Below are 24,521 nucleotides of genomic sequence, written 5' to 3' on the forward strand. Positions count from 1 at the left end.
AAATCAGCTCCTGTAATCAGCATTGATTTTAATATAATCCTGAGTTAAATCGCATGTATAAAATTTTGTCATACTGCTGCCAGCATGCAAATCTATTGTAATTGTATACTGCATTTCCTGCATGATATTATATGCTTTTTCTTCTAATGAATAGTCTATAATTTTACCACCTGAAACATAGTGCATATCATTAAAATAAATATCTGTCTTATCTGGGTCAAATTCAGCACCGCTTGCACCCGCCGAAGCCATAAGCCTGCCCCAGTTTGGGTCGCAGCCTGCAAACATTGTTTTTACAAGTGGTGAATTGGCTATTTTTGATGCACATAATTTTGCTTCTTCAAAATTAGCAGCATTTTTTACTTCAATAGTTATCATTCTGCTGGCACCTTCTCCATCAAGAGCAATCTGTCGTGCAAGATAATCCATAATATCAAGAAGCCCTGCTTTAAAATCTTCATAATTATTTTCATCTACTTTTGTGCCACTCATACCATTTGCAAGTAAAAGAATGGTATCATTTGTGCTCATATCACCATCAACAGTGACCCTGTTAAAAGTTACATCTACACATTCATTTAATGCAAGCTGCAAAAGTTTTCTATCAATTAAAGCGTCTGTCGTAATGAACGAAAGCATTGTGGCAAGGCTTGGAGCTATCATACCTGCACCTTTTGTGCAGCCGCCGATAGTAAAAAGCCCTGCTTTTGTTTCCACACATACTGCTGTTTCTTTTACAGTAGTATCAGTTGTCATTATTGCTTTTGCAAAATTAATACCATTATCATCTGCAAGACTGTCTATTAAAACATCTTTTAAATCTATAATTTTTTCAACAGGTAAAGGCACCCCTATTACGCCAGTTGATGCTATTAACACACTTTCACTTTTTATTTCTAATCCATCTGCATAAACTTCTGCTATTTTCTGGCAGTTTTTATATCCATCTGCCCCAGTGCAGGCATTAGCATTGCCAGAGTTTGCAAATACAGCTGAAACTTTGCCGCCTTTTTTTAATATTTCCATATCATATAAAACTGGTGCAGCTTTTACTACATTGCTTGTAAAAACAGCAGCAAATTCACAAGGCTCATCGCTGCAAATTAATCCACAGTCATCTCGCTCTGCTTTTTTTCCTTTTATATCTCCACTAGCAGAAGCTGCCCTAAACCCTGCTGGTGTTGTTACCCCGCCATAGCTTACTTTACCTAACATAATATCCTCCTTATTAAAAAATACATCCTGTATTTTTTAAAACACGGAAATGCCCGAATAAATCGGTCATTCCTTACGCTTCGCGTCGCTTCGTCCTGAAGCTCCTATATATCCTCCTTATTAAAAAATACATTCTATATTTTTTAAAACACGGAAATGCCCGAATAAATCGGTTTTCCAAGCCACTTTTTCTTTCTACTCATCTGGAAAAAGCAGCTTCATCTTATTAATTTATTATATTAATCCAGTTGTTTCTTCAATATTCTGCATTATATTAAAACACTGCACAGCCTGACCAGATGCACCTTTTAAAAGGTTATCAATAGCAGAAACTATTATAGCTGTATCATCTTTTTTATATACTGCAATATCTATAAAGTTAGTGTTTGCCACATACCTTATAGCAGGTATTGTATTTTTAATCCTTACAAAATATCTGCCTTTATATTTTTCTTTTATAGTATTTTCAAGCTCATCTTTTCCTGCTTTTGTTTTAAAATAAATAGTAGATAATATACCGCGGTTTACAGGCAGCAAATGTGGTGTAAATATTACATGAGTATTTTTCTGTGCTTCTGAAAGTATAAAATCAATTTCAGAATTATGGCGGTGAGAAAATATACCGTATGGTTTTAAATCTTCATTAGCTTCACAAAATATATTAGTAAGGCTTGGTTTTCTGCCTGCTCCACTTACTCCTGATTTGCTGTCTGCTATAATAAACGAATTATCATCAATTAAGCCGCTTTCAAGCAGTGGATAAAGTGGGGTAATAATAGATGTAGGATAGCAGCCTGCACCTGCAATAAGTGAAGTTTTTTGTATTTCTTTTGTATATATTTCTGCCTGACCGTAAACTGCCTTTTCTAAAAGATGACTTGCAGTATGATCTGTGCCATAAACTTCTTCATAAATATTTTTATCTTTTATACGGAAATCAGCACTTAAATCTATAACAATTTTACCTTTTTCATATAAAAATTTTGCTGATTCCATAGCTGTTTTATGTGGAAGACATAAGAAAAAAACATCTGCTTTTTTTGATACTTCTTCTAAATCATTTTCTACAAGTATCATATCACATACACCCTGCATTAACGGATATATTTCAGAAAACGGCTTTCCTGCATAACTTTCTGATGTGATAACTGACAGCTCTAAATGGCTGTGCCTTGCAATTATTTTTACAAGCTCCACACCTGTATAACCTGTTGCACCAATAATACCTGCACGCATAACTTCTCCCTTAAAATAAAATGATTACTTTGTTACTTATATAATTTATTTCAGCAAAAATAAATAGAAATATTTATAAAACTTATTTATAATTGTAAAAAATGGATAATTAATTAACGAAATTTTTAATAAATGTCTTACTGAACCTGCCAGACAGACGAAGGAACTAGATTGTAAATACTGCATATAATTATTACGCTATAATTTGCTGCTGGCAGTAGAAATTTGTATATTCTAGATTCTTCGCTATGCTCAGAATAGACATTGTGCAGCGGTAACTCCGAATAATAAAACTATTACAATCAAGTCATTTTGAGCCTGATTTTAAAAGGCGAAAAATCTAAATTATATATATATTACGATAGTGCATAATATATTTAACTTGTATATTTTTTAGATACTTCGCTTAAACACTTAGTAAGACACAGAAACAGGCTCAGGATGAGCCATCTGAAAGCGAGCGATAGACGAACTTGTTTCAGCAGAGCATGATTAAAAAAATACATATTATTAGCCAATAATTTCTATAAATATTAAAAATATAATCAATAAAATTAAAGTTAAAATTTTATTTTTAAATCTCTTTCTAAATCAGATAATACTCCATTCTCTATTTCAATATAGAAAACTTTTACATTTTCTTCTGTTTCATTTTTATTTTTATAAAATTTATCTGTTATATCTGAATGCTCTAAAACATGTGTAATAATTGATTTATCATACTCAAAAACAGCTTTTCCTTTTATCCTTATCCATCTGCCTAAAATAACTGAGCACAGCTCTAAATTATTATCTTTTTGAAGCTCCTGATATACAAGTTTACTTTCAGTAACTGCAAACCATAATGTTTCTCTAAAAAATCCAAGAGTTATCATAGGTCTTATTTTAGGAAGTCCATCAAGCCCTATATTTGCAAGCATTAATATAGAATTATGCTCAATAAATTTCTTAATTTCTTTATTTATCATATATTTATCCTGTCAGTTATAAGTCATTAAATTTTATTAATGAAAGATTTTATTATATATAAATTTGAATATATATTATTATAACTTTTTTTATAAAAAAAGATTTAGTTACTTTTTAAATATATTAAGGTCTCAATATAAAAATGAGACCTGTATATTTCAATATCTTACTGAGCCTGAAAGGCGAAATATCTAAAACTATTTACTAAGTTTAAACACAGATAAAGCATTTCTTAATTCTGTAACATGGTTTTCTATTTCATCAGCATAAGAATGCATACTTGTCATTTGCTGACCAATTTCTGCAATAGCTCCATTGATTTCACCAAGACCTTCTATCATATCTTTTGATTTACCATCAATACTATCAGAGCTTTCCATAGAAGATTCTGCTACTTTTGCTACTTCCTGCATACTTCCAGCCATTTCAACGGCACTTCTGCGAACAACATCAGCAGTATCAACCATTTTATATATTTCTTTGGAATTTGCAGTAATAGTTTTACTAGCATTAACAATACCCTGCAAAACTTTATTAATAATATTATTAATTTCTCCAAGTGAGGACTGTGTTTTTTCAGCAAGTTTTCTCACTTCATCTGCAACTACTGCAAACCCCCTGCCATGTTCACCTGCACGAGCTGCTTCAATCGCTGCATTAAGTGCTAAAAGATTTGTCTGGTCTGCAATTTCATCAATAACTGTTAAAACAGTTTTAATATCTTCCGCTTCTCTTACAAGCTCGTTAATATCATTTGCTATTTCATTTTCCACTTTACTTTCAGCTTCAACTTCCTGACTTAATGTATCAATAAGTTTCTGCATATTTGTAAGTTCGTTTTGAGTTGAAAGCATTAAATCCATAGTTCGTTTTGATTCTTCAATATTATCTTCAGATATTCTGCCAATATCCATACCTATATCAATATTGCTGTGTGCAAGCTGCTCGCTGTTTGTAAGAGTGTTTGTAACTGCATTTGATGCTTCCACAAGTTTTCCTGCAATATTCATATTAGCTTCACTCTGGTCTTGCAGTGAAAGTAATATTTTCTTAATGAAAACAATAAAATCATTAATGGAAGCAGCAATATGACCTATTTCATCTTTTGAAGATAATGCTAATTCTTCTGATAAATTTTTATGCTCAGCAACATTTGTAAGATATTTTTTTATTCTATCTATTCTAATAATAAAATCAGATGCTATTATAAGTGCAAAAGCAACATTAAATATTAAGCCAAATACAAAAAATACTATCAAATATATTAATTTAAGATTACCTTTATGAATATTAATATACAATACTTCGTTTACAAGTTCGCCAATAATTTCTTCAACCAAATACATGTTATCAATATGTTCTGTTATATCTGAAAACCATTGTGAAGCTTCAATAGAAAAATTTAAACTTTTTGCATTAGTCATAATATCTTTTTCATATTCCTGTATTACAACCCCTGTTTCTTCAACGGTTAAATGATAATTTTCAATAATTTCTTGAGCTTTTGAGTAATTATGAGGCAGTAGTTGAAAAAAGTAGTTCATATATACATCTTTTTTAGCGATAGTTGCCACAAACTTTGCATACTGCACTTCAGAAAAAACATTTGACCTTAATATAATATTTCCGTTTGCTCTTTCCTGACCAGTATATTCTTTTGCATACATAAAGTTTAAATATGCTATTAATACTTTTGTAATATCGTTATCAGGGCTTATTTTTGAGGCAATAACTACAGATTGAAGTAAGTCACCAATTAAATTGGTATAAAAATTTACTACTTCAGGACCATTTACTGAAAAATTATTGATTTTATTCCTAAATTCGCTTATTGTTTTTAGATTACTGCTTATTTTATTTATCTGCTCCATATATATTTTATCATATTTTTCCACATCCATAGTGTTTACAAATTCATAATATTCCTGTATAGCTGAGTCAGATGCTTCTCTTTGTTCGTCTAACAATGCTCTTGTATCGTCAAGTCTATCAGTCATATATCCTGCACTCATACCGCGTTCTATTTGCAGATTATGTGCAACAAGCGATACTTTATTGGAAATATTGATAATACTTGTCATATTTTTATTAAAGACTAAATAGTCGTATGTATCATAAAATACCAGAGAAAAAAATGCAATGATGCCAACTGCTGGGAAAAAGACAAGCAGCACTATCTTAACTTTTATACTGATACTGCGGACTATTGTAAATACCCATCCAAATAATAAATTTAGCAACTTCATCACCGTACCCCCAATAAACTAACTCTATACTATATATTTATAACATAATTATAAAAATTGTCTACATCTTTTTATAATAAGTATTCGTGGAACTTTTTGATAAGTATATATTATATAAGAAGTTGCTTTGAAAATTTGACTATGAGAAAAAATATAAACAATACTGATTAAAAATATATTAAAATTACTAAACTTATCCAAAAAAAATGATGCATTCAGACCAGAGCATATTATATCAGGCTAATGAGTTTAGAAATTTGTTCAGTGGCTTAATCCAAAATTTTTGGATAAGTTCAAAGTCTATAAAGAATACTGATAAGCTCAACTATGTCATTTTGAGCCTGATTTTACAGGCGAAAAATCTAAATTATATATATTGCAATAGTGTATAATATATTTAAATCATTTGTTTTTTAGATACTTCGCTTAAAAATCAAGCTTAGCAAGACACAGAAGCAGGCTCAGGTAATGGTGCAAGTCCATACTAATATTTTATAGTTATTGTTCTTGTATTTCAAAAATCTGTGTGTTACTATGTATTTGAAATATTACATATATAGGAGGCAGATATGGCTGGCTGTATTATCACTATAAGCAGGGAATATGGTTCTGGTGGCAGAATTATTGGTCAGGCACTTGCAGAACAGTTAAATATTCCTTTTTATGACAGAGGCCTTGTTGAAATGATTTCTGCAAAAAGCGGTTTATCAGAAAAGTTTATTAATGAGGCAGAGCTTTATAGAGAAGAAGCTATAAAATATGCAGGCTATGATGTAACACTGCAAATGCCTTTAACTCATGTGGTATTTCATGCAGAATCAGAAGTTATACAGAAAATAGCTGATGAGGGCGACTGTGTCATAGTAGGAAGATGTGCTGATTATGTGCTGCAAAATAGAAAAGATGCTTTAAATGTTTTTGTCTATGCTTCTATTGAAAACAGAATAGAAAGAGTTAAAAAACTATATGGTGATAAAGTAAACAATGTTAAAGCATTTATTAAAAGATATGATAAAGACAGAGCTGCATATTATGATTACTATACTGATAAAAAATGGGGTGATTTACGCTCATATCATTTAAGTGTAAATAGTGATATGGGTATTGATTCATGTGTAGAAATAATAAAAACAGCATACAACAAATGGAAAGATGGAGTTCAGCTTATTTAAGTCATATCTTCTTAATCTGCATTATATAATATGCAGGTGAAAATATGAGTAATTTATTTTCAGCAAGGCTTATTGTAACAGTAATATCACTTGCTGTCCTTACTTTTATGGGAATTTTTTCAGAAACAAGTTTAGCTATTGTATCTCCCCATTTAATGGAAGAATTTAATGTGTCTGCTGTTGCTGTTCAATGGCTTACTTCTGGATTTCTGCTGCTTTTAGCTGCTGCTATTCCGCTTTCCCCTTTTTTAATAAAAACAATATCTACCAAGCTGCTTTTTAAATTTGCAGTTACTATATTTATTGCAGGAACTATCATAGGAGCTTTTGCCAGTAATTTTGCAATGCTGCTTGCAGGCAGGCTTATTATGGCAATAGGCACAGGCTGTTCCCTGCCGCTTTTAACAAATATAGTTCTTGAAGAAACAACACCTTATCAGCGTGGCACACTGCTTGGTATTGTAGGGCTTGTTGTAAGCTTTGCACCAGTATTAGGTCCTGTTTTAGGTGGATTAATAGCAGAATATCTTGGCTGGCGGTGGGTATTTCTTTTTATGCTGCCTATTCTTGTTGTTTCATTTATTATGGGCAGTGCTGCTATAAGAGATATTAGAAAAGGTGAAGTATATCATCTTGATATAAAATCTTTTTTTATAAGCAGTGCAGGGCTTATATTATTTATTATGGGATTAAGCAGCCTTTCTGCAAAATATGGCATACTGCTTATATTTATAAGTTTAGTATTTTTAGTTATTTTTATTCTACTGCAGCTTAAAGTAAAATATCCGCTTATAAATATAAGAATATTAAAATATAAAATGTTTACATTAGGTCTTATAACAGTATGTATGCCAATGGCATCTGTTCTTGCTCTTGCTTTTTTAATACCAATACTTGCACAAATGGGATTAGGGGAAAATGCATTAAAAGCATCATTTATTCTGCTTCCGGGCACATTGCTTTCAGGGCTTCTTGCACCTTTTATGGGTGCAAAATATGCAAAATTTGGTGTTCGCAGGCTTATTATACCCGGCTTTATTATTATGAGCCTTGCAATGATTTATCTTTTGCTTGTAGAAGTATCATTTAGCACGACTTTAATAGGTTATATATGTTTTATGACAGGAGCAGCATTTTGTCAGGTGCCTGCACAGACTAATGCATTAAATGCACTGCCGCAGAAATATAATGCAGACGGCATTGCAATACTCAGCACTTTGCAGCAGACAGCAGGGGCAGCAGGCACAGCACTTGCTTCTGTATTATTATCTTATGGTGCCAAAAAGGCATATAATGCAGATATTGATAATATATATGTTTATGGCATTAATTATGGTTTTATGCTTTGCCTTGTGTTTGTGTTGACTGGGTTATTTGCAGCTTTGCAGATAAAAACTACACTTGAAAAAGAAAATGAATAAATGATACAAAAAAATACCCCATTTGTTTATTTTAAAATGGGGTTTAATATATATTATATATGTGAATTATTTTCAGCTACAAAATAGCTTTTTTTATTGACAATATCCTGCTCTTTTCTTTTAAATACAAATGCTCCAAAGAAAGCACCAATTACCATTATAAGACAGCCTGCCCAAATCCATGAAACAAATGGCTGATGTATAAAAAGTATAACCATAGATAAATCATTATGGTTAATATTATAAAGAGCAAAGTATAAATCACCAGTCAACTGTGAATAGTATGCAACTTCTCTAAATTTTTCAGTAGAATGACGGTTATATGTTCTTATTTCAGGGTATGCTGTTGTAATAAGTTTATCATCTTTATATATTTTTATAGGCACAAACTCAGAAATATAGTTTTTCTCTTGAAGATTTGAATAAGAGCCGACCTGAAATACATAGCCTTTATAATCTAAAACAAATTCAGGTTTCACACTGTATTCGCCTTTAAACATATAAAATGATGACATTACTATGCCAAAAGCAATAATAACAAGTCCAATGTGTATAATCATAGCTCCGTAAAATCTATTTGCCTGCAAAATAGATTTTAAACCGCAGCTTTTAAGTGATGTAAATGTGCGGATAAGAACTGCAGCTGCAGAAAAGAATATTGTAAAATTTAATGCTAATGACATTTTATTATTATATCCAAAAGCTGCCATAATGATTACTCCAATAACTGCGGCAGCAAAGGAAATTATTAATCTTATTTTATATTTTTTCATATTTGATATTTTAAAGCCAGTTAAAAGTCCATAACCGCTGGTTAAGAAAATCAACATAAAAAATGGTGCAGTAGCTCTGTTATAGTATGAAATTGCATAATTAGCACCTGTAAATAAAGGTGTTAATGTGCCAAAAGCAATAGCTAATGATATTGCTAAAAACAGCCAGTTAGATATTAATACAAAGCCAGTTCTTGATAAAAATTTAAATTCTTCTTCATCTGCTTTAATAAGCTCTTTAAATTCTTTGTTAGAAATGAGTGTAACAATATATACAACTAATGATATTACAATATATACTAAAAAGTAGTAGCCGATAGGATGTGGTGCAAAGCTGTGCACAGAGTTTATTAAACCGCTTCTAGTAATAAATGTTCCTAAAATAGTAAGTTCAAAAGTAATTATTAATAATATAAATGTCCAGACTTTTAATTTGCCAGTTTTTTCATAAACATAAGCAGAATGTAAAAATGCTGTAGCTGTAAACCAAGGCATAATAGAAGCATTTTCAACAGGGTCCCATGCCCAGTATCCGCCCCATCCAAGCTCTACATAAGCCCACCATGCACCAATAACTATACCTACAGTTAAAAATGCCCATATAATCATAGACCAAGGTCTAGCCATTTTAATCCAAGTGGCAGAAAAATCTCTTGATAAGATTGCACCAAGAGAGTGTGCTGCAATTACAGTAAAGCCAACATAACCAACATATAAGGTAGGCGGGTGAATAACCATGCCGGGATTTTGAAGCAGCGGATTTAAACCAGAGCCATCACTTGGCACTATTCTTGTAAGCTCAAATGGATTTTGTAAAAATGAAACAAGAAGTGTAAAAAATAATGTTGTCCCAGCCATAATAAGCATAACACCAAGCTGATATGTATCATTCATATTTTTTATGCGAAAAAGCTCAATTGTCCCAAAAATAACAAGTAAAAGCACCCATAAAAGCAAAGAGCCTGCCTGACCACCCCAAAATGCACTGATTTTATAAAACATTGGAAGTGAGTTATCACTGTAACGGGCAACATAGTCAATAGAAAAATCACTGATTGCAAAAGCCATAAAAAGCACTAATGATGCAATGATTATGGCGATTGTTGTGCCAATAAATAACCAGTTACCTATAGATTTTATATTGTAAGATTTTGTTATGTAAGCATATATATATGCTGCAACAGAAGCTAAGCAAAGTATGAGAGCGGATATTTGAAAAAACATCCCAATAGAGCCTAATTCCATAAAAGCACTCCGTTTGTTAATATTGATAATAATTTATAGCTTAAAATTATGTAAAAAGTATGTAATACTTATAGAATACATATAAAATTGATATATAAGATTTTTAAGTGGCAATACATATTATTTGACATATCAGAAATAAAACATTATTGTTTTTTAGCTGGATGATTTATTAAAATATCGGCATTGAATTATGGCAGCTCTTTTAGTTAAAATATTTTTAATTCCAGTAATGAATAATTAGTTATTATTGAAGATGTTAAAGCCATAATAGAAGCCACTTATAATAACCATTGAGGTATAAAAATGAAAGCTGATGATATTATTACATATTGTTTTGATAATTATGGTTATATAGACTATCGCCATACTTCTTATGGACAGGAGCTTTTTTACAGGCAGGGCAGTATAAGCACATTTTTCTTAAATATTTTGGAATTTGATACTGATGACGATAATTTTTCAGACCTTAACCACCCAGATAAATATAGAGTTTCATTGTGTATACCTTCTGAAGAATATAATAAATTATTCAGCCAGTTATGCCCTTATGATAAAAAGTATGTATGTTATAAGGGGTGTGATTATACTAAGCCTGATATAATAATGCCGCACCCTGTAAAAAGTAAAGAATATTTTATTCAGTGCATAAGCCCATCAAAACTAATATTTGAAAAAGTTTTAGACAATCTTATATCTCTAAGTTATAAAAGAGCAAGGCAGGAATATTTACTTAAAAGATAATGTTCTATGTAACTTTTTAATTTTTTTTGCGACTAAAACAGTGATAGGTAATTAAAGAGGGATACTGTGGAGATTAATGATATAGATATTATCATTGAAGTATTAGATGGTAATACTGATAAGTTTGCAATACTTATAGATAAATATAAAAATAAAATATTTAAGATAGTATCTATGCATGTTCCACAGGACTATGTGGAAGAAGTTGCAAACGATATATTTTTTAAAAGTTATAAATCGCTTAAAACATTTAAAAATGATTCTCCACTTATTAACTGGCTGACTGTTATATCTATTAGAACATGTAAAGATTTCTGGCGTAAAAAATATGCTCAGAAAGATATGCCGATGTCATCTTTTAGTGAAGAAACAGAGCAGACTATTGAGCAGGGTATAGATTACAGAACACCTGAAGATAATATTTTAGGTGAAGAAAAGTATAAAATGCTTATGAAAGCAATGGAATATTTAAAGCCTGTAGAAAGAACTATTATTTCTATGATGTATGCAGAAGAAAGAAGTGTTGCAGAAATTGCTTCAATTACAGGCATGACAGAATCAAATGTAAAAGTAACAGCATTTCGTGCCAGAAAAAAATTATCAGAAATACTTAATACTATGATGTAGAGGAGTATGATATGGAAAAAAAATATACTGAAAAAGAAATTGAAAATATATTAAAATCATTAAAACATAAAGAAATATTGCCGAAATCTGATTTTACACTTAGTGCTATGCAGCGTATAAAAAATGACAGCAGTTTTGATGATGATATTATGAAATTAGACGAAACAGATGATATGCTTGAATGTCTTGCTTTTATAGATGAAGTAAAACCAAGTGATAATTTTACAAATAATGTAATGGCAAAAATAAAAACAGAGCAGAATTTTAAATATGATGAAGAAAATATTGATAGTGTATTAAGCCTGCTTAGTAAACAGCCAGTTGTAACTCCGTCAAAAGATTTTACAAGTAAAGTAATGACAAAAATTGATGAAACTGATGTTAATTATAATGTTATATCCTTTGAAAAAGTATATAAAAAATTCTTAATAGTTTCAGCTGTTGCAGCAGCTGCTGCTGTTCTTTTAGCATTTAATCTTTTTTCAAATTATGACCCTGCAATGGCAGAGTTTATGGTAACAGATTATTTTAATATGGGGTTGTATAAATAAATGACAGTTAAAAAATCTATTAAATTTATATTTGCATTTTTGACTATATTTTTTCTAGGTGCATTAACTGGTGCATCTATTATGCCAGTTGTTTTTAATAAAGTAGGCGGCAACCCTTATTCTATTAATGTATTATCTGAGCGAATATATAATACCCACCTTTTAAAAAATGCAGGTCTTACACCAGACCAGAAAGCTGCTCTTGATGAACTTTCTGCAAAATATGTATTAAAATACACTGCAGAAAGAGATATGTTTATGGCAAAACGAAGAACATTATACAGTAATTTTAAATTTGATGTAGATAAAATATTAACACCTGCTCAGTATACCAGCTTTGTTAATAAATCTGATGCTTTAATTAAAGAAAGAGAGCGTTATAATAAATCTGTAGAAGAAAAATGGCGTGCAGAAAGAGCCAAAAAAACAAATGCAAAATTACAGTCAGCAGGCTATGAGCAAAAACTGAAATATATAACTATTTCTGTGCCGACAGAAGATATTATTCCTAAAGATTTAAAAGATGCTGATAAGCAAAATAAAGCAGTTTTTGACTTTTTAAATAGATATATGATAGACAGAGTTAAATATAACTGGGATACATATCATGTGTATCATGAAGTAACAAATTATAAAGATATTATTAAGACAGAAGATGTAGAGCCATAGGTAATATAGATAATTTAAATATATCATACACTACTGCAATATATATAATTTAGATTTTTCGCCTTAAAAAATCAGGCTCAAAATGACAATATATGAACTATTATAATAACTGTGACTATGAAAACTTATACAGAAATACAGCTTATTACAGTTAGGTCATACTGAGCTTGATTTTTAAGCGAAGTATCTTTATTTATCTTTTATTAAAAAATTCATCCGTGAATTTTTTAAACCACACTTTGCCGAAACAAGTTCGGATATCGCTTACTTTCAGACGGGACTTCCTGTCCCTACATTGTCATACTGAGCCAAAAGGCGAAGTATCTAGAATATACAAACTGCAACAATGATAAAAATAGTATGTATAGTTATTGAAACTTATAATATTGAACTTACCCGAAAAAGTTGGACGAGCCATATAAGGAGTGTATATGGCAAGAAAATACAGCTATGAGTTTAAGAAATATCTAGTAACAGTCTTAGAAAGCGGTATAATGAGTGCCAGTGAATTATCAAGATGCTGTAAAATTCATAAAGGAGTAATATGTAATATCTATAACAGATATAAGCATTCAGGCGAATCAAGTTTACATCATAGCTTTACCCGCAATGAATATAGTAGAGATTTTAAATTAAATGTGTTAACTTATAAGGCATCAAATAATTTAAGTTATGAGCAGACAGCACTATATTTTAATATACCATCAGCATCAGTAATATATGACTGGAATAAGTTTTGCAGTAAGTTTATTGGAGATAATATGTCAGATAAGAATATCCCGAACAGTAAAAAGAGTAAACACTCAAACTCTACTGATATTAAACTCACTAAATCAGATGATAGTGAAGAAGTAAGACAATTAAAAGAGAGAATATCAGAGCTTGAAAAAGAGCTTTATTACAAGTCAGCGGAGAATGCATATTTAAAAAAGCTGGAAGCCTTAATGCAGTCAAAGGAACAGAGAGTTCAACAGAAAAAGCACAAATAATAACTGCATTAAGGCTGTATTACAGTTTGGATATCCTGTTGTCTGTGAGTAATATGAAAAGAAGCACTTACTATTATAATGTTAAAAAGCCTGCTGCATTAGATAAATATGCAGAAGTCAAGACATCTATATTAGAAATATATGAAAAATCTAACAAGACTTATGGTTATCCAAGAATATCAAAGGTATTAGAGAAACTGGGTTATACTTATGACAGGAAGACAGTGTATAAATTGATGAAAGAACTAAAAATTTCATCACTAATCAGGGTTAAGAAAAGGTATAAACAAGGCAGAGTAAGTCATATATGCAGCAATAAATTAAACAGAGCCTTTACAAGTGAGAGACCATGTTTAAAATGGGTAACAGATGTGGCAGAGATAAAAATTAATAATGAAAAGGTGTATTTATCAGCAATAATGGATTTGTATAACAGAGAAATAACAGCATACAGTGTAAGCAAATATAATAATGAAGAAATGGTAATAGATAATTTAAAACAGGCAATAGATAAAACAAAAGATACAACAGGGTTAATGATACATTCAGACCAGGGTATATTATATCAGGCTAATCAATTTAGAAAGTTATTAAAGGAAAATAATATAGAGCAGAGTATGTCAAGGCGTGGCAACTGCTATGATAATGCTGTTATGGAAAGTTTCTTTGCTACTTTAAAATGTGAATTGGTTTATATTAACAAATTCAAAAATATAGAACAGTTTAAATATGAACTTGAAAAATATATTGATTTCTATAATAATTACAGAATAAAAGCTAATGGACTTACACCTTTACAGGAAAAAGAAATTTATTTAGTGGCTTAGTTCAAAATTTTTGGGTAAGTTCATACTTCGCCTAAAAATCAGGCTCAAAATGACTTATATGACAAAATTTTTTGGACTAAATTAAAAGCCTTATCTAATAATCACTGGATGCACTAAACAGTAAATAATTACTGCAGTTCATTGAGACTGCATACTGCCAAAAGTATAAAAAATTAAACCAAACTTATAATAAAAGTTTGGTTTAATATATTAAATTATAATGCAAAAACACTACTTAATTTACACTGTTTAAGAAAAGTGATTTTATAATGTATGATATATTTATCAACACAGTTTTATTTTAACTTTTCTTTTAGTATATTATTAATAATTCCGGGGTTTGCTTTACCCTGTGTAGCTTTCATTGCCTGACCAACAAAAAAACCAAAAAGTTTTTCTTTACCAGCTTTATAGTCTTCCACATTTTTAGGGTTATCAGCAATAATTTTATCAATAATTTTTTCTATTTCTTTTGTATCTGATACCTGTTTTAAACCTTTTTCATCAATAATAGCTTCAGGCTCTTTATCAGTTTCTTCAATCATAGGCAAAAGCTCTTTTGCTATCCTTAAACCTATTGTGCCATCTTCAACTAATGCTGTAATTCTGCCTAATCGGGAAGCAGTAGTTTTTAAATCTCTAATATTATCAACCTGTTTTTCACCCATAATGGCTGCAAGCTCTACAAGGATTAATGATGCAGCTTTCTTTGCATCACTGCCTTTTTCTCTAACTGCTTCTTCAAAATATTCTGCAACAGATTTTTCTGCAACAAGCCTTTTAGCATCATCTTCACTTAATTTATATTCTGCCATAAATCGTTTTGATTTTTCATCAGGCATTTCAGGCATACTGCTTTTTACTGCTTCAAGAAGTTCATCACTAACTATTAAAGGAAAAGCTAAATCAGGGTCTGGAAAATACCTGTAATCATTAGCATTTTCTTTACCCCTCATACTTCTTGTTTCTTTTTTATGTGCATTAAAAAGCCTTGTTTCCTGATATATTTCTTCTCCATTGTCATAAGCATCTACATGGCGGTTTGCTTCATATTCAATAGCCTGCATAAGATAGCGGATAGAGTTTACATTTTTTATTTCGCATCTTGTTCTAAGCTCAGTAGAGCCAGCAGGTCTAACAGATACATTGGCATCGCATCTCATAGAACCTTCATTCATATTGCCATCACATGTTTCAAGATAACGGACAATACTTCTTAATTTTGTAAGATAAGCACCTGCTTCATAAGGTGAACTCATATCTGGTTTAGAAACTATCTCCATCAATGCAACACCAGAGCGGTTTAAATCTATACAGCTTTTGCCTGAAAGCATATCGTGTATTGATTTACCAGCATCCTGCTCTAAATGCAGCCTTTCAATACCTATTGTTTTAGTAGAGCCGTCTTCAAGCTCTATTTCAAGACTGCCGTTGCCAACTATTGGTTTATCAAACTGGCTTATTTGATAACCCTGTGGCAAATCTGCATAAAAATAGTTTTTTCTTGCAAAAACTGATTCTTTATTAATCACTGCATTTAATCCAAGCCCTGTTTTTACTGCCTGCTCTACACAAAATTTATTTACAACAGGCAGCATTCCGGGAAACCCCGCATCAATAAATGCCACATTATCATTAGGTGTTCCACCGCTTGCAGCAGAAGCACCAGAAAAAAGTTTTGCATTTGATATAACCTGACAGTGAACTTCAAGACCTATTACAACTTCATAGTCGCATGTTCTTCCTTTTATTATGTAACTCATTATTTTCTGCTCCAACTATTATTTTGTTCCAGCACATAAGCACCTTTAAAAAGAGTTTCTTCATCAAAGTCTTTACCAATAAGCTGTAAACCGATAGGCAGTCCGTTTTCTGATGTTTTTAAAGGCACTGATATTGCAGGAAGTTTTGCTAAGTTTACTGGCACTGTAAAAGCATCCTGCAGATAGTTTGTTACTGGGTCAAATGTTTTACTCTCTTCTATTGTAAAAGCAGTTGTAGGTGCAACAGGTGTTAAAATCGCATCTACATCTTTAAATGCATTAATATAATCCTGTCTAATAAGTTTGCGGACATTTAATGCTTTTAAATAATATGCATCATAATATCCTGCTGATAAAACATAAGTGCCTATCATAATACGCCTTTTCACTTCTGCACCAAACCCTGCACTTCTTGTATTTTCATACATTTCATCAAGAGATGAGCCTTCAACTCTTAAACCAAAGCGGACACCATCATATCTTGCCAGATTAGACGAAGCCTCAGCTGGTGCAATAATATAATATGCAGCAAGAGCATATTTCATATTAGGAAGTGATATTTCTTTTACTTCTGCCCCTGCTTTTTCTAATATTTCTTTTCCTTCCTGCCATGTGGCAGCAATTTCTGCATTTAAGTCATTATTTAAAAATTCTTTCGGCATACCTATTTTTAAGCCTTTAACACCATTTTTCAGTGTGGCTTTAAAATCTGGCACTGCAATATTTGCACTTGTTGAATCAAATTCATCAAACCCTGCCATTTGTTCAAGCATTATTGCTGCATCTTCTACAGTTTTAGTCATAGGTCCTGCCTGATCAAGTGATGAAGCATAAGCAATTATTCCATAACGGGAACATCTGCCATATGTTGGCTTAATACCCACAATACCGCAAAATGCAGCAGGCTGACGAATAGAGCCGCCTGTATCTGTTCCTGTTGCTCCTGCACACATACCAGCAGCAACTGCAGCAGCTGAGCCGCCTGATGAGCCACCTGTTACAACTTCTGCTCCATCAAGTCTTTTCACAGGGTTTACTGCCTGACCAAAATAACTTGTTAAGTTAGCTCCACCCATAGCAAACTCATCAAGATTAGTTTTACCAATAAAAACACTGCCTGCTTTTAAAAGTTTTGATGTAACTGTTGATTCATAAGGGGGAACAAAATTTTCTAATATTCTGCTTGCAGCAGTAGTTCTAATATTTTCTGTGCAGAATAAGTCTTTTATACCAAGCGGCACGCCATCTAAATCTGAAAGTCTTTTGCCACCAGATATTCTTTTATCGCTTTCTGCTGCCTGTCTTAAAGCATATTCTGCCGTTTCAGTAATAAAAGCATTATACTTTCTTCCATTTTCCATTTTTTCTATATATGCTTTTGTAACTTCTGTTGAAGAAAACTCTTTATTATTCAACCCTTTTGAAAGTTCTGCTATTGATAATGATGTTATATCTGCCATTATTCCACCACCTTAGGAACAGTAAAAAAATGCTCGTATGGCTCATAAGCATTTTTCATAAGTTTTTCTGACAAATTGCCAGTAGTAACTTTATCTTCTCTCTGCCTTAATGGTGCCGCTTCTTCTATACCATTAACAGAAGATGTATCTGCACTTTGTAAAATATCCATCCACTTTAAAATGTCATTTAAGTCTTTTGCCATACTGTCTACACCGCTTTCATAAAATTTTAAGCGGGCAAGTTTGGCAATATGATTAATTTCTTTTGTATCCATAACCTGTCCTTTTATATTTTTTGTCAAAGTAATATTACATAAGTTTTTATATATTGAAAAGTAGAATTTATCTGTAATACCAAAATCTTACTAATTTTTCTTTATTTCCTTTTGGAAAAAACCGTAACTTATTATCAAAAAAAGAATATTTTTTATATATATGCTTTTGGTGAGAAAATGTTTCAAAGCTGTATTTTCCATGATATGCACCTATACCGCTGGCTCCTACTCCGCCAAAAGGTGCATAGCTGTTAGCAATATGCATTACAACATCATTTACTGCACCACCGCCAAAAGAAATATTACTGATTATTTTATTTTCAACTGTCTTATCTTTTGTAAAAATATAAAGTGCAAGTGGTTTTTCAAGAGATTTTAACTGGTCTATCACATCATTAATATTAGTGTATTCTATTACGGGCAGGATAGGTGCAAATATTTCTTCCTGCATTACTTTATCGCTGTATGTTACATTATCCATAATAGTTAAATCAATTTTTAATTTCTGCGGGTCAATTACACCGCCAAACACAACTTTTGAGCTGTCTATAAGACGGGCTGCCCTTTCAAAATGCTTTTTTGATATAATTTTAGGAAATTCTTCATGCTTTGATGAATGAGCACCAAAAATCATAGAACTTTCTGCTGTCATTGCTCCTATTAATTCATTTTTTATTCTTGAATGGCAGAGAATATAGTCTGGAGCAACACAAGTCTGACCAGCATTTAATACCTTACCCCATATTATTTTTTTAGCTGTATCTTTTATATCTGCACATAAATCAACAATACATGGACTTTTGCCACCTAACTCTAATGTAACAGGGGTTAAATTACTGCTTGCTGATTTCATTACTATTTTACCAACATTTTGGTTTCCTGTAAAAAATATATAGTCAAACCTTTCTAAAAGCAAAGCAGCTCCTGCAACTGCATCTCCCCTTACTGCTCTTACATACTCTCTTGAAAATGTTTCATTTATTATCTGAGAAAGTATTAAAGATGTATTTTCAGAAAATTCTGAAAGTTTAACTAATGCACAGTTGCCTGCTGCAATTGCTGCTATTAAAGGGGATAATGTAAGCTGCACAGGATAATTCCACGGAGAAATAATTAAAACTACACCATAAGGCTCATAGTGGATACTGCTTTTTGCAGGCTGAAGCGTTAGTGGAACTTTTATTTTTTTAGGTTTAGCAATTTTTTTAAGGTGTTTTATATAATAGTTAAGTTCTTCCATAACAATACCAGTTTCTGTTATAATGGAATCAAAGGAAGATTTATTTAAATCATCATGCAAAGCCTGTAAAAGTGCTTCATCATATTTAAGCAGTGTTTTTTTCAATGCTTTCAGCTGTTCTAATCTATATTTTATGCTTAATGTCTCGCCACTTTTAAAAAACTCCCGCATAGCAGGCACAATATTTTTCATAATATACTCCATACAAATTATGTATGAATTATAAAATATTATTACTGAATAATCAAGCAATATAGAAAATGATACACCACTATTTTTTTAAACTTATACAAAAATTTTAGACTAAACCACTAAATAAATTTATTTTTTATGGAAAATGTAAGTTTGGTATTTAAAAGATAAGATAATTGAAATATATTATATGCTGCTGTAATATATTTAATCTAGATTTTTCGCCTGTAAAATCAGGCTCAAAATGACTAATACATAAAATTTTTATAAATCCAAAAACTATCTATCTGGCTGCTTACCACAAAAAAACTATGTCAATGTGGCAGATTTATTCAATTTCATCACTTTTTAAAGCCTCCAGCTTATTCATTGAAGATTCTAATTTATTATTTCTTGTAGTCCTTAAACTGTCATATTCTGAAGATACTTTGCCTATTAAATCACCAAGTTTTATAAAGCCGTCTGAATATTTTACCCATTCTTTACGAAAAGCACTCATTGCCTGCATTAATTCTTTTGCCCGCTTTTCCACAGCAAAATTTTCTGCTGCCTGTCTGATAACTGCCAAAACTGATATTGTTGTAACAGGAGAGCATATCATAATACCTTCTTTTGATGCCATATCTAAAAGTTCTGGTGCTGTTTCAAAAATAAATGAATATATTTTTTCATTAGGAATAAACATTATGGCACAGTTTACAGTGCCGTTTTCTGTATCAATATATTCTCTGCCAGAAATTGCTTTTATATGGTTTTTTACATCTTTTATAAACTCTTTTACATAAAGTGCTTTTTCATTTTCTGGAGCTTCTATATATCTTTTATAATTTTCATAAGGAAATTTTACATCCATATTTAAAGTTGTGCCGTTAGGAAGTAAAAATGTAAAATCAGGTCTTTTTCCTGTAGCTTCACTTTTCTGCTGGCGGGTATAGTTTATGCCTTCTTTAAGTCCAGCATAGCTTAATACATCATCTGCCATACGCTCTGCCCACTGACCCCTGCACTGCTTTGATGAAAGTGTTTCTTTTAAACCGCTTGTAACATGGAAAAGCTCTCTTGTTTTAGCACGGCTGTCATCTATAATGCTTTTTAATTCACCCATCTGCATATTTCTTGCATTTTCCATAGTATTAATAAGACCTGTTAATTTCAAAAGCTCACTGTTTAATGTTTCTATGCGTTTTTCTATAATCTCTTTCTGACCGCTTATTTCTTTTGCTGATATTTCACACTCACTTTGGAGCCTGCCAGAAAGCATATCCGTAGTTTTTGATAAAGTATCAAGTGAGATTTCTGCAAAATTGCTTTTTAAAAGAGCAGTTGCTTCATCAAGAGCTGCATTAAACTTTTCATCACTGCGTTTAGATATTAGTCTTGTGATAAACCATACAAATAATGCACCAAATACCATACCAGAAATAAATATACTAATAATATATACTGTATTTGACATTAACTACCTGCCTGCTCTTGCCATCTGCTCTAATGTAACAGACAGTATTGTAGATACACCATATTCCTGCATAGCAACACCATATATAGAGTCTGCTATACTCATAGTATTATGGTTATGAGTAATAAGTATAAACTGAGTTTTATCAGAGAGTGCTTTTACCATACCAACATACCTTTCAACATTCGCATCATCAAGCGGTGCGTCTACTTCGTCAAGAAAGCAGAATGGAGTAGGTCTTTGTAAAAATAATGCAAATAAGAGTGTCATTGCAGTAAGAGCTTTTTCTCCGCCTGATAAAAGTCCCATGTGCTGTAATCTTTTGCCCGGAGGCTGGATATATATTTCCACACCACTTATAAGCATATTATCAGGGTCAGTTAATTTAAGCTCCGCCTCCCCGTTGCCAAATAATATATGAAATACTTCTACAAATTTATCTTTAACAGAGTTAAATGTTTCTTCAAACATTCTGACTGTTGCTTCATCTGTTTCATGAATGAATGAGTTTATATCATCAATAGAGCCTTCTAAATCATTTCTTTGGTCTGTTAAAAATTTATATCTTTCTTCTGCATCTCTGTAATCATTTAAAGCATTTAAGTTAATAGGTCCTAAATCATCTAAACGGCTTTCTATTTTATTCATTGCTTCTTTTATTTTTCTGGGCTCTCTTTCCATATCTGCATAAGTTAAATAATCATGGGATATTTCTAATCCATATTTTTCCATATACTGTGCTGCACTTGCTTCTAAAACAGAAGTAATACCTGCTAAATCAAGCTCATATTTACGGATTTCATCATCACCAGTTTTGATTTCTGCATTAATATTTTCTGCTTTGTTTCTAATATCTTCTATATTTTGACGCATTTCATCAAGCATTAGGGAAGCATTTCGCACTTCATCTTCTAATGACAGAACATCTTTTGATAAATTATCAAGTTTTTCTTTCAAAAGCTCCAGTTCTTCATTCCATTTTATTTCATCTATATTTAAAAGATGATGCAATCTTTCTTCAAGTTTTTCTATATTATTTTTTACTTCTTCCCTGATGCTTCTTTTACTTTTAAGCTCTCTTTTAAGAGAATTTGTCTTTTCTTCTTTCTGAGCATACTGTATTTTTATTTCTGTATGTTCCTGTCTTTTTTCATCTAAGTTATCTTTTATCAGCTCCAGCTTTTCTTCAAGACATGAGCGTTTTTCTTCTAACTCTGCCTGCTTTTGGCTTGCAATATTAATATTATCTTTCAAATTTCCTATCTTTTTAATATTTTCTGATAAAGTAATGTCTGAAAGCTCTATTTCCTTTGCAAGAGTGCTTTTTCTTTTTTCAAGCCTTTCATATTCCTGCAAAACACCAGTATATTCTGCTTCTTTTTTAAGAAAAGCATCTCTTGAATTATTATATACTGCCTGCATATCATTTAAAATATTTATCTGTTCTTCTAAATGATTATCTATATAGCCAATAATTTTTTCTGTTTCATAAATATCTGCACCAAGCCTGTCTATTTCTCTTTCTGCATCTAGTATACTTTCTTTTAAAGATATAATCTGAAACCCTTTATCTTCTTCCCCTGCTTTTCTATAAATATTATTAACAAGATAAATATTTTTATAAACTTCATTTACCTGCATATTTTTAAGATTACTGCTTATATTTTCTATATCACTTTTAAAAACAAATTTTACAGAAGAATTAAGTGTAGATATTTTTTCAAAAAGCTCATCTTTTCGTTCATCATTAAATACTATCACATCACCAATATCTATAAGTTTTGTGTATTCCATATCCAATAAAAAATCAATTAAAAGCCCTGCAATATATGGCTTTAATACTGCAGTATCATCATTAAAAGAAGTAGCAGCCTCAAGCTGTTTATTAAAAAATGCTATATTATTTTCACAGCTTTTTATTTCTGCTTTTAATTCTCTGTTTTTTGCTTTTTCTTTTTCTTTCTGTTCTTTTAAATTTTCAGTATTTTCTTTTGCAGTATTTAAGTTTTCTTCATTCTGCATCATTTTAAACTTTAAGTTATCCATTTCCTGATAAAAACTATCTTTTTTATAAGCAGCTTCATTAAAAGCATCATTTATAGACTGCTGCTCTTTTTTAAGCCTTTCTATATCCTGCTTTATATGTTCATAACCTGCTTCTACCCTTATAAGCTCATTCCGCTTATTTGTAACAGTGCCAGTATATTCTATATAAGCAGTATCTGTTTCCTGAAATTCATCTTCTATATCTTCTTTCTGGCTTATTAAATCATCAATAATATCAGACAGTTCTGCAAGTTTATCTCCTACAAACTCTAAAGCATCACTTGCAGTATCAAGCTCATCTTCAAGGCTTTCTATACTTTCTGCCATTTCTTCATATCTTGCACTTTCCTGTTTAATGCTTGCCTGTAAACTTGCTTTTATATCATCACTTGATGCAATTTTAGTTTCAAGAGCTTTAATATCGCCTTCTGTATTTGCTTTTTTTGTAGCAGTCTGCACTCTTTTTTCCTGCAAATGCTCATATTCTTCCTGTCTAGTGTTATAGTCATTATTTGCTACATTTTCTATGCGGACAAGTTCTGCATATTTTGCAAGCATATTTTCTAAATTCTGCTTTTTCTCAATTAAAAAAGATTTTAACTTACTGCTGTCTTCTGCTTTTATGTAGTAAGATGTGCAAAGATATGACTGTTCAAGCCTTTTGAAATTGCTTTGCAGCTCTTCATAAATTTTCAGCTGCTCCACCTGAGATGATAATGACTGCATCTGTGTAACAATTTCTTCAATAATATCTGTTACTCTGTCAAGATTATCCCTTGTCTGCTGCAGTCTTCTTTCTGCTTCTTTTTTCTTATCTTTAAATTTTGTAACACCCGCAGTTTCTTCTAGAAAAAAACGCAGTTCTTCAGGGCTTGCATTAATTATCTTATCAACTTTGCCCTGCTCAATAATAGATATACTTCTAGCACCAAGCCCTGTATCCATAAATATATCTTTAATATCTTTTAGGCGGCATTTCCTGTTATTTATATAATATTCTCTTTCACCAGTTTTATAAAATTTGCGGGTAATTGTTATTTCTGAAAATGTGCCGTATTTTGCAGCAACTGCCTCATCAATTTCTGATAAAGTAAGACCTACTTCTGCAAAACCAGCAGGTTTTCTTTTTTGTGAGCCGTTAAATACAATATCTTCCATTTCAGCACCACGAAGCTCTTTTGCATTCTGCTCACCAAATACCCAGCGGACAGCATCCATTATATTACTTTTTCCACTGCCATTAGGACCTACAATAGCAGTTATTCCATCAGGAAAATCTACTGTTGTTTTATCTACAAATGATTTGAAACCGTGAAGGTATAATTTATTAAATTTCATAATGCTGTATTTTGCTTGATTTTGATTTTTTTTTCAAGGACTATTTTATATTTTTAAGCATATATAC

19 protein-coding genes are annotated in these 24,521 nt (G+C 31.4%); 8 read left to right on the forward strand and 11 right to left on the reverse strand.

All coding sequences use genetic code 11. The annotated features are described in order from the left end of the window. Positions 1 to 3: 3 nt before the first annotated feature. The 4 genes from argJ to N508_RS04275 all read right to left on the reverse strand — a co-directional run bounded on the left by argJ (position 4) and on the right by N508_RS04275 (position 5,666). Positions 4 to 1,215, reverse strand: a complete 1,212-nt coding sequence (gene argJ, locus N508_RS04260) for a bifunctional glutamate N-acetyltransferase/amino-acid acetyltransferase ArgJ (protein ID WP_023275167.1) — start codon at positions 1,213 to 1,215, stop codon at positions 4 to 6. 234 nt (positions 1,216 to 1,449) lie between these two features. Beyond that, positions 1,450 to 2,451, reverse strand: a complete 1,002-nt coding sequence (gene argC, locus N508_RS04265) for an N-acetyl-gamma-glutamyl-phosphate reductase (protein WP_023275168.1) — start codon at positions 2,449 to 2,451, stop codon at positions 1,450 to 1,452. Positions 2,452 to 3,011: 560 nt separating this feature from the next. Continuing rightward, the gene (locus tag N508_RS04270) at positions 3,012 to 3,419 is read right to left on the reverse strand and encodes a pyridoxamine 5'-phosphate oxidase family protein (RefSeq protein WP_023275169.1); all 408 of its coding nucleotides are present in this window, start codon (positions 3,417 to 3,419) and stop codon (positions 3,012 to 3,014) included. A 198-nt stretch (positions 3,420 to 3,617) separates the two neighbouring features. After that, a complete protein-coding gene (locus tag N508_RS04275) occupies positions 3,618 to 5,666 on the reverse strand; it encodes a methyl-accepting chemotaxis protein (RefSeq protein WP_023275170.1) in 2,049 nt (682 codons plus the stop codon). Positions 5,667 to 6,235: 569 nt separating this feature from the next. Between N508_RS04275 and N508_RS04280 the strand changes: the two genes are divergently transcribed. Then, the gene (locus N508_RS04280) at positions 6,236 to 6,838 is read left to right on the forward strand and encodes a cytidylate kinase-like family protein (protein WP_023275171.1); all 603 of its coding nucleotides are present in this window, start codon (positions 6,236 to 6,238) and stop codon (positions 6,836 to 6,838) included. 44 nt (positions 6,839 to 6,882) lie between these two features. Further along, positions 6,883 to 8,259, forward strand: a complete 1,377-nt coding sequence (locus tag N508_RS04285) for an MFS transporter (RefSeq protein WP_023275172.1) — start codon at positions 6,883 to 6,885, stop codon at positions 8,257 to 8,259. A 53-nt stretch (positions 8,260 to 8,312) separates the two neighbouring features. Here the strand turns inward: N508_RS04285 and N508_RS04290 are convergent, their stop codons facing one another. Next, the gene (locus tag N508_RS04290) at positions 8,313 to 10,277 is read right to left on the reverse strand and encodes a heme lyase CcmF/NrfE family subunit (RefSeq protein ID WP_023275173.1); all 1,965 of its coding nucleotides are present in this window, start codon (positions 10,275 to 10,277) and stop codon (positions 8,313 to 8,315) included. Positions 10,278 to 10,583: 306 nt separating this feature from the next. On the opposite strand from N508_RS04290, the gene N508_RS04295 reads away from it, so the two are divergent. From N508_RS04295 to N508_RS04320, 6 genes are all read left to right on the forward strand, one after another. Beyond that, the gene (locus N508_RS04295; RefSeq protein WP_023275174.1) at positions 10,584 to 11,021 is read left to right on the forward strand and encodes a DUF6194 family protein; all 438 of its coding nucleotides are present in this window, start codon (positions 10,584 to 10,586) and stop codon (positions 11,019 to 11,021) included. A gap of 66 nt (positions 11,022 to 11,087) precedes the next feature. Next, positions 11,088 to 11,648 carry an RNA polymerase sigma factor gene (locus N508_RS04300; RefSeq protein ID WP_023275175.1) on the forward strand — a complete coding sequence of 187 codons (561 nt, stop codon included), beginning with the start codon at positions 11,088 to 11,090 and terminating at the stop codon, positions 11,646 to 11,648. An 11-nt stretch (positions 11,649 to 11,659) separates the two neighbouring features. Beyond that, a complete protein-coding gene (locus tag N508_RS04305; RefSeq protein WP_023275176.1) occupies positions 11,660 to 12,199 on the forward strand; it encodes a hypothetical protein in 540 nt (179 codons plus the stop codon). Continuing rightward, complete coding sequence (locus N508_RS04310) at positions 12,200 to 12,868, forward strand: hypothetical protein (protein ID WP_023275177.1); 669 nt, start codon at positions 12,200 to 12,202, stop codon at positions 12,866 to 12,868. It begins immediately after the preceding gene. Between the two features lie 431 nt (positions 12,869 to 13,299). After that, positions 13,300 to 13,857 carry a hypothetical protein gene (locus N508_RS04315; protein ID WP_076654094.1) on the forward strand — a complete coding sequence of 186 codons (558 nt, stop codon included), beginning with the start codon at positions 13,300 to 13,302 and terminating at the stop codon, positions 13,855 to 13,857. Next, positions 13,788 to 14,684, forward strand: coding sequence for an IS3 family transposase (locus N508_RS04320; protein ID WP_143815552.1), 897 nt, complete (start codon positions 13,788 to 13,790; stop codon positions 14,682 to 14,684). The genes N508_RS04315 and N508_RS04320 overlap by 70 nt, the downstream gene beginning before the upstream one ends. Positions 14,685 to 14,980: 296 nt before the next feature. Here the strand turns inward: N508_RS04320 and gatB are convergent, their stop codons facing one another. The 6 genes from gatB to N508_RS04350 all read right to left on the reverse strand — a co-directional run bounded on the left by gatB (position 14,981) and on the right by N508_RS04350 (position 24,454). Then, positions 14,981 to 16,447, reverse strand: a complete 1,467-nt coding sequence (gatB, locus tag N508_RS04325; protein ID WP_023275178.1) for an Asp-tRNA(Asn)/Glu-tRNA(Gln) amidotransferase subunit GatB — start codon at positions 16,445 to 16,447, stop codon at positions 14,981 to 14,983. Continuing rightward, the gene (gatA, locus tag N508_RS04330; RefSeq protein WP_023275179.1) at positions 16,447 to 17,907 is read right to left on the reverse strand and encodes an Asp-tRNA(Asn)/Glu-tRNA(Gln) amidotransferase subunit GatA; all 1,461 of its coding nucleotides are present in this window, start codon (positions 17,905 to 17,907) and stop codon (positions 16,447 to 16,449) included. The genes gatB and gatA overlap by 1 nt, the downstream gene beginning before the upstream one ends. Then, a complete protein-coding gene (gatC, locus tag N508_RS04335; RefSeq protein ID WP_023275180.1) occupies positions 17,907 to 18,182 on the reverse strand; it encodes an Asp-tRNA(Asn)/Glu-tRNA(Gln) amidotransferase subunit GatC in 276 nt (91 codons plus the stop codon). Before gatC ends, gatA begins: the two co-directional genes overlap by 1 nt. Before the next feature lie 67 nt (positions 18,183 to 18,249). Beyond that, on the reverse strand, positions 18,250 to 19,614 hold the full coding sequence (locus N508_RS04340; protein WP_023275181.1) for an aldehyde dehydrogenase family protein: 1,365 nt from the start codon (positions 19,612 to 19,614) through the stop codon (positions 18,250 to 18,252). A gap of 328 nt (positions 19,615 to 19,942) precedes the next feature. Then, positions 19,943 to 21,070 (reverse strand): DNA recombination protein RmuC, encoded by a 1,128-nt coding sequence (locus N508_RS04345; RefSeq protein ID WP_023275182.1) that lies wholly within the window; start codon positions 21,068 to 21,070, stop codon positions 19,943 to 19,945. 3 nt (positions 21,071 to 21,073) lie between these two features. Beyond that, entirely contained in the window at positions 21,074 to 24,454 is a 3,381-nt protein-coding gene (locus tag N508_RS04350) for an AAA family ATPase (RefSeq protein ID WP_023275183.1), read from the reverse strand. Between the last annotated feature and the right edge of the window lie 67 nt (positions 24,455 to 24,521).

Origin of the sequence: Mucispirillum schaedleri ASF457, from assembly GCF_000487995.2 — a bacterium.
GTDB classification, from domain to species: Bacteria; Chrysiogenota; Deferribacteres; order Deferribacterales; family Mucispirillaceae; genus Mucispirillum; species Mucispirillum schaedleri.

Excerpts from the sequence above, each read along its gene's own strand:
- argJ (WP_023275167.1), bottom strand. The coding sequence starts at position 1,215 with ATGTTAGGTAAAGTAAGCTATGGCGGGGTAACAACACCAGCAGGGTTT.
- argC (WP_023275168.1), bottom strand. The coding sequence starts at position 2,451 with ATGCGTGCAGGTATTATTGGTGCAACAGGTTATACAGGTGTGGAGCTT.
- N508_RS04270 (WP_023275169.1), bottom strand. The coding sequence starts at position 3,419 with ATGATAAATAAAGAAATTAAGAAATTTATTGAGCATAATTCTATATTA.
- N508_RS04275 (WP_023275170.1), bottom strand. The coding sequence starts at position 5,666 with ATGAAGTTGCTAAATTTATTATTTGGATGGGTATTTACAATAGTCCGC.
- N508_RS04280 (WP_023275171.1), top strand. The coding sequence starts at position 6,236 with ATGGCTGGCTGTATTATCACTATAAGCAGGGAATATGGTTCTGGTGGC.
- N508_RS04285 (WP_023275172.1), top strand. The coding sequence starts at position 6,883 with ATGAGTAATTTATTTTCAGCAAGGCTTATTGTAACAGTAATATCACTT.
- N508_RS04290 (WP_023275173.1), bottom strand. The coding sequence starts at position 10,277 with ATGGAATTAGGCTCTATTGGGATGTTTTTTCAAATATCCGCTCTCATA.
- N508_RS04295 (WP_023275174.1), top strand. The coding sequence starts at position 10,584 with ATGAAAGCTGATGATATTATTACATATTGTTTTGATAATTATGGTTAT.
- N508_RS04305 (WP_023275176.1), top strand. The coding sequence starts at position 11,660 with ATGGAAAAAAAATATACTGAAAAAGAAATTGAAAATATATTAAAATCA.
- N508_RS04310 (WP_023275177.1), top strand. The coding sequence starts at position 12,200 with ATGACAGTTAAAAAATCTATTAAATTTATATTTGCATTTTTGACTATA.
- N508_RS04315 (WP_076654094.1), top strand. The coding sequence starts at position 13,300 with ATGGCAAGAAAATACAGCTATGAGTTTAAGAAATATCTAGTAACAGTC.
- gatB (WP_023275178.1), bottom strand. The coding sequence starts at position 16,447 with ATGAGTTACATAATAAAAGGAAGAACATGCGACTATGAAGTTGTAATA.
- gatA (WP_023275179.1), bottom strand. The coding sequence starts at position 17,907 with ATGGCAGATATAACATCATTATCAATAGCAGAACTTTCAAAAGGGTTG.
- gatC (WP_023275180.1), bottom strand. The coding sequence starts at position 18,182 with ATGGATACAAAAGAAATTAATCATATTGCCAAACTTGCCCGCTTAAAA.
- N508_RS04340 (WP_023275181.1), bottom strand. The coding sequence starts at position 19,614 with ATGAAAAATATTGTGCCTGCTATGCGGGAGTTTTTTAAAAGTGGCGAG.
- N508_RS04345 (WP_023275182.1), bottom strand. The coding sequence starts at position 21,070 with ATGTCAAATACAGTATATATTATTAGTATATTTATTTCTGGTATGGTA.
- N508_RS04350 (WP_023275183.1), bottom strand. The coding sequence starts at position 24,454 with ATGAAATTTAATAAATTATACCTTCACGGTTTCAAATCATTTGTAGAT.